This is a genomic window from Nitrosomonas sp. Nm33, from assembly GCF_900107265.1.
In the GTDB taxonomy this organism is placed as follows: domain Bacteria; phylum Pseudomonadota; class Gammaproteobacteria; order Burkholderiales; family Nitrosomonadaceae; genus Nitrosomonas.
On sequence record NZ_FNPJ01000106.1, the window covers coordinates 1 to 6,124 of the forward strand.

The 6,124-nt window shown below is 40.5% G+C and carries 5 protein-coding genes; 2 read left to right on the forward strand and 3 right to left on the reverse strand.

Features of this window, described 5'->3' with window-relative positions; all coding sequences use genetic code 11:
- Window positions 1–520: transposase (locus tag BLV54_RS14165; protein ID WP_143032503.1), on the reverse strand; the 520-nt coding region annotated here is incomplete at its 3' end.
- A 196-nt stretch (window positions 521–716) separates the two neighbouring features.
- On the opposite strand from BLV54_RS14165, the gene BLV54_RS14170 reads away from it, so the two are divergent.
- Window positions 717–1,376, forward strand: a complete 660-nt coding sequence (locus BLV54_RS14170; RefSeq protein ID WP_090572260.1) for a hypothetical protein — start codon at window positions 717–719, stop codon at window positions 1,374–1,376.
- 311 nt (window positions 1,377–1,687) lie between these two features.
- Here BLV54_RS14170 and BLV54_RS14175 read toward each other — a convergent pair whose 3' ends face one another.
- Window positions 1,688–2,158, reverse strand: a complete 471-nt coding sequence (locus BLV54_RS14175; RefSeq protein ID WP_218132417.1) for a putative periplasmic lipoprotein — start codon at window positions 2,156–2,158, stop codon at window positions 1,688–1,690.
- A gap of 1,033 nt (window positions 2,159–3,191) precedes the next feature.
- Here BLV54_RS14175 and BLV54_RS14180 point away from each other — a divergent pair.
- Window positions 3,192–3,581 (forward strand): hypothetical protein, encoded by a 390-nt coding sequence (locus BLV54_RS14180; protein ID WP_090572261.1) that lies wholly within the window; start codon window positions 3,192–3,194, stop codon window positions 3,579–3,581.
- Window positions 3,582–3,749: 168 nt separating this feature from the next.
- Here the strand turns inward: BLV54_RS14180 and BLV54_RS14185 are convergent, their stop codons facing one another.
- The gene (locus BLV54_RS14185) at window positions 3,750–5,432 is read right to left on the reverse strand and encodes a PQQ-dependent sugar dehydrogenase (RefSeq protein ID WP_090572262.1); all 1,683 of its coding nucleotides are present in this window, start codon (window positions 5,430–5,432) and stop codon (window positions 3,750–3,752) included.
- Between the last annotated feature and the right edge of the window lie 692 nt (window positions 5,433–6,124).

Consider the following 6,124-nt stretch of genomic DNA (forward strand, 5'->3'; position numbering starts at 1 on the left):
CCAGTGCACTTCCAGCCTTATGATACAGCCGGGCATCTGTCGGGTAATTGATCGCTTTTTCCTGCACCGTGCTATCCACGTTTACTGCTGTGAGCGATGTCTTTGATACGGTCTGCGTGGCAATTCCTGCTACCACCGTTAGACTTAACATGAATTCACAGCCTGCTTCGCCTATGCGGTCACGAAATCTCGTCATCTGGCTGGGATCGATTGGCAATTCGTGGCGAAAGTATTCTTCTCCACAGATGTATTGCCAATAGGGATTCTCCACCCAGCGTTCCACCACCGTTTCATCCGATTCGTTGAAAGTGTGCTTCAGGTAGTGCAGCCCTACCATCAAGCGGATCGGAATAGCTGGGCGGCCTTCATCTGAATACAGTCGGTCAAACCGCTCTTCTACTACAGACCAGTCAATCTTCCCTGCCAGGCGATACAGCTCGTGGCGCTGGTCCAACATCTGCTCCAGTCTCATGCGAAAAAGATCATCACAGGGGGTGGGTTCTTGCTTCTTTGGCTTCATCAATTCACCAGAAATTAGGGGTCAATAGCATTAATTCTGGCAAATTCCATACCTTTTGAGTATCCCTCAATACCAATATTTATGCTAGCTTCTATAGTATTTCAGGGGCGACTATATAGCGTTTTAAGCAGTTAAAAACTTAAACACTATCCTGTGTATAGCGTTTCATTTACAAATCATTTCAAATAGAACAGTCATGGCTATTAAAAAGAAACCCAAAACACCCACAAATAAAGATGCAAGAACACTTAAAGTCAATTTGAAAGAAGGCGAAAACCAAGAACGCAAGTTAGCTGAGGTCAAGCTATCACCTACTATCATGAATACCGTAACAGCGCACGCATTCATCAAACCTCTTGCAGGTGAAATTGACCTGGAAGAAGCAGTAGCAGTCATGAACGAAAAAGCCAAAAAGATTAATGATGGTGATTTGAGTGACCTTGAAGCAACGCTTACGGCGCAAGCAGTTTCATTGAATTCAATATTCAATGCGATGGCGAAGCGGTCAGCAGATAATATGGGGCAATATTTAAATGCAGCAGAAATCTATATGCGACTGGCACTGAAAGCCCAAGCGCAATGTACCCGCACAATTGAAGTATTAGCAGCTATTAAAAATCCACCTATGGTATTTGCCAAGCAAGCCAATATTGCACATGGACACCAGCAAGTAAATAATGGCGACAATCAGCTCGCGCACACAGGAAAAAACATAAATTCACAAAACGAACTATTAAGTGAGGTTAATAATGCGACATTGGACGTTAGAGGAACGGTTAAAACAAGCGGAATTAATCAGGAATTGGCAGCCGTGGAAATATTCGACCGGGGCAAAAACGCCAGCAGGCAAAACTAACTCAAGCCAGAATGCTTATAAGCATGGATTAAACAAACTGCAGAAAGAAGTAAGGCAGCTATTGAAGCAATATAAGGGGGTGACTGAGATAGTTAGTTAAATTCTAAGATCTAGACGTTAAATGATGTTTATTGATTTTTTTCTAATCTAGCAGTAGATTTTAATGCTGATAAGTCAACTTGGGTGAACCTATAAGCAAAGCGGTACTTGCTTATATTTCATCCACTCGGGCAATTCAAACTCAATTCAAATTTTAGAAATGCAAGATTGGTACAGACTGAAATAGCCCACGCTTGGCAAGCCTAATCTGTTTATAATCTTTTTAAAATCTTACTTTTTAGGTTCTTCTTTTTTAGCAGTTGCTTTTGCTTTCTTAGTAGTTGCTGCGCTGGTGATGCTGCTGGCGTTTTATCGCACTGCGGATCAATAATAAAGCTGGTCTGGTCAAACTTACGCCATGCGCCTGTAACAGTGCCATCGACCACAAGTATTGTGATGATGCCCAAATCAATAAACATACCAAGCAAGGTGGTGGCATCGAATGTTTTTGAAGCTGAAATAGAAGTAGGAATACAGCCTTCCTTGCTTGCAGTAATCACGTATTCTTCTTTTTTCTTAAAGACTGTGATGCCATTACCGCGTCCAATAAACGCTTCATTCACATAGAGATCAACATCTGGCTGATTGCTTCGTATTACCACTTGCTGCGATGTGCCATGGAATATGGAAGCACACCCTGATAACAACGTAATTGCAGCTAACAACGATATAGCTTTTTTCATTGATTCCCCTTTCAAAAGCTATTAAAAACTCGCACGAAGCAGGTTGTCGAGAGCTATATTTCTGCCCAAATGTGATGCAATATTGCATTTTCTCACATCAAATCAAGCAATATCGACAAAACGCGACAACCTTATTAAAGTGATTATTTTATAAAGGGATAGGATAAGCCACTCCTCTTTCTTCTTTGTTGCTCTCTTTTTGATGAGTGGGGCAGCATCAATCTCTACAGCTCTCAATTTCAGTATCGTAATCAGCCCAAACTTTCATATGTGCAAATTATAAAAACGGTTTTTTAATGTTAGGGGGCTATTTCAATCTCTACGACTTTTAGCTTTATGTACCGCAGCTTAACTTTTCTTTGCTAAACATCTCCAAAAAAAAGTAAAAAACAACTTTTTGAACCCAGCGCAAAAATTTGATGGTACTTTTAAAAACCAAAATATTAATATTATTGTGTAACAATTAGTTATTGATTGTTTTTGGTTGCCCTCCCGTTTCAAACACTCCCAAATAGCCTGAGACACCTTATTCTGCAGTGTTATCAAGCCGCTTATTAATCCATCTATCTTCCAATTTGATCCTATAATTTCCTATATTTCCATTGTGATTTACGGGTTATTTACGGAAATTCTTACGGATAAATTTATAGCGACTATAAGAAAGAAAAATTCAGGTAGCCGCCGTATTTAAAAAAAGCATAAGAAAATCTAGGGTCCGGACCCTAATCAAAAATTGGCAGCCGTGGAAACGATCAACCGGAGCAAAAACCGTTAATGGCAAAACACGATCTAGCCAGAATGCGCTAAAACATGACATGAATACCAGTTTCATGAGGGAATTAAAGAAAGCGATGCAAAAGCATAGAGAAATGCTGAAACAGTTACTATGAAGTCCTACAATTATTTCTAAAAATTTTTCCACTGAATAACGCTATGATTCATGATAGAAGGGTTGTTATACTGTATTCATCATGCAATTTTCATGATTTCTTTGATTATCGAAAGTCCTAATTAAATAGGACTGATTGTTAGAATGAAAAAAATAATTGCGTTATTACTGCATTTTGCTCTATCGAACACAGTGTATGCAGCAGGTCCGTATGATGGCATTTACTCAGTTATCGTTAGTGGCTTTATTTCAGGCTATGCCACAGTGCATGAAGTAGATAATAAAATGATTGTGATCATAGTTGACCCTGTTCCTAATACTCCTTGGGAGCCAATGATTGGTACTCGGAGAGGTAACAGCGTTTCTCTAAGAAGCGTTCCTGACGTAAGTTCTTCTGATATAAATCTCAAAGTAATTATTAATTTCAATGACAATGGCCCATCAACAGCAACTATAAATTCGTGCGTTAATGGCATTTCTCATGTGTGCATATATCCAAGTGGCTCTCAATTTAACTTGGAAAAATTATTTTAATAGGGTTATTAAATAGTTAATGTTTGCTATTTAAATAAATCCCTTTTAATGTGTTTTTTGAGGAGTACTGCCGCACCAACAAGCATCAGCAATGACATTTGTTCCTGCTAGTTTACCGCACCAGCTCAGCTTGTTTTAATTCAAAAGTCAGCACTGGCAGGTTAGGGACTAAACAACTAATTGCAACTGGGCCGCAAAGGTGGATATATTACCGCTGGCGTTACGGATATCGACAAACGGAATCGACAGCTTACCTGTGGTCTGGTTAAAGTTAGCATTGTCTCCCCGGAAACGATCAGCCAGTTGTTCAGCTTGAATTAGTTCGAAGCGTAGTGGCTGGCTATCCTGGACAAGCTGCAAACGAGCTCGGAAAGTACCTCTATTATTGTTATTGAGTATGACATCTACTGCAGATATCTCAAGAACGGCAGAATTAAAACTGGCATTAGGTACCAGTTTATAGGCTGCACCAGTTGTTTCAAACGGAATACCGGTCGTGTTGCCGAGTACATAAAGCTCTCTATCGGCATCCTGTCCGAAACCCAGTATCCAGAAACCAGGTTGCGCTTGCTCGGTCAGATCTAATTCTAGGATGCTGCTGCCATCAGAATAAAATATCCTGCCATCGCCATTACCAGTCTTGGCCACATCTCCAAACAGATACATTCCTTGTAAGGTAGGGATAGCTTTACCACGATAAATAAAACCACCAATGACAGCGGTTCCTTCGTCGTGATCATACTGAATGACCGGATCGATGAAATCACCCGCAATCTGACCATCGGTCACAAACCCTGGCTCGTTACCGTTAGGCTCAAAACGGAAGCTTCCTTCTTTTAGCCCCCAGCCATAATTTCCGCCTGCTTGAATCAGATCAACTTCTTCAATATCGTTTTGTCCTACATCGGCAAGTACAAGCAAATTCGTTTCGGGGTCAAAGGAAAAGCGAAATGGGTTACGAAAACCGTAAGCATAAATCTCATTGAGTGCTGTGTTCGAACCAACAAAAGGATTGTCGTTCGGGATACCATATTGCCCATTCCTGGAATTACTTCCTGCTGGATCAATCCGCAGTAATTTACCGAGAGGGTTGCCAGTATTCTGGCCATTGCCATTAGGGCCGTGCCCAATCATCGGAGCACCACCAAAATCCTGACCATCACGATCATCAGCACCGCCACCATCTCCGAAAGCAATATATAACATGCCATCTGAACCAAAATTAAGTGCGCCAGCATTGTGATTGAATTGGGGTTGATCCACAGTTAGCAACACTCGCATCTCCTCCACACTATCCTGGACTTGATTCGAATTGCTGGGGGTTAGCCGCCATTCCCTGATTACCGAGCGGTGATTGGGGCTAGCACGAGGAGGGATTGTGGAAAAATCGCTTTCTTCTCCCGCTGGTTCCGAAGTATAGGTGTACAGCAAGCCATTTTCAACGAACCGAGAATGGAAGGCAAAACAGAGAAAGCCGCGCTCATCAAATGAATTACCGCCAAAAGCCCCCAAAGGTACCAACAAGTCAGAAAAATCCAGGAAAACTTCTTTGTTGTTGGTAGTGAGGTTGATGCGCCACAACTTTCCGTCCTGATCACTAACATACAAATGCTCAGGATCATTTGGAGCAGGGACTGCCCAATTTGGCGCAGTTAAGCCACTTGCTATCTGTTTCAGCCTCAACCGAATTGATCCTTTTTGAATTGGTGCCGGAATTGGATCATCAAGGCGTTGTTCTGATGCTGAAGTCACTAACTCTCCTAATGTCGCTGGGCTGGTGTTAATCTCTGTCCATTTGGCGGAAATGAATATCAGTAGTAGTAAAGACAGAATCGAGTAATAAAATTTCATATTGAAACCTCCTGATATCACAAATAATTTCTACAGATTCAATCTCCACTTCTTGAAACATAAGAATGGCTGGAGATTTCAGATCATTTGCCGGTTACGGGGTACTATTCCTTGAGTCGTTTTTTTACTTTATTTCCTTATATTGGGACTCGATTTTCTCGCGATATCCCTGGTTTAAGGTTATTAGATATTGATTGATTACAATAAGATGCAGTGTAATTAGGGTATCTCTCCTTGTATTTTGTTATGACTAAATAATGTTTTAACTACTATTTAAATTAATAGTTTATTTGAGTAACGCTCCGGTAGTAGCGATCTTAAATTTCACTTGGCTAGGTCTATAAGTAAAAATTATCAATAAAGTAGAGCGACTCTTGAGCAAAAACATAAGCAATGGATCAAATTAATCCAATTTTTTACGAAATGATGCTAAGGAATAACAAATAGGCAGCATCTTGTGAAAATAAAAATCTGGTTCGCTTGAAATTTTTGGCGAAATAATTTTTCTAAAGCAATAGACTGACGAAGCGAAGTAACGTATTTCTAATGCGCTAAAAAATAAGCAAGCCGGCAACGATCATTCGGAGGGGCTACATTAACGTGAGTTCGACATAAGAAAAGAAGTAAAAGGAATCTGAATTCCTTATGATGAAGCGAATTTGGAAAAGAGTTTCATCATTAGAGGAGTCAGA

What these genes read in the sequence shown, in the direction of transcription:
- BLV54_RS14170 (WP_090572260.1), top strand. Translation starts at nt 717, where the DNA reads ATGGCTATTAAAAAGAAACCCAAAACACCCACAAATAAAGATGCAAGA.
- BLV54_RS14175 (WP_218132417.1), bottom strand. Translation starts at nt 2,158, where the DNA reads ATGAAAAAAGCTATATCGTTGTTAGCTGCAATTACGTTGTTATCAGGG.
- BLV54_RS14180 (WP_090572261.1), top strand. Translation starts at nt 3,192, where the DNA reads ATGAAAAAAATAATTGCGTTATTACTGCATTTTGCTCTATCGAACACA.
- BLV54_RS14185 (WP_090572262.1), bottom strand. Translation starts at nt 5,432, where the DNA reads ATGAAATTTTATTACTCGATTCTGTCTTTACTACTACTGATATTCATT.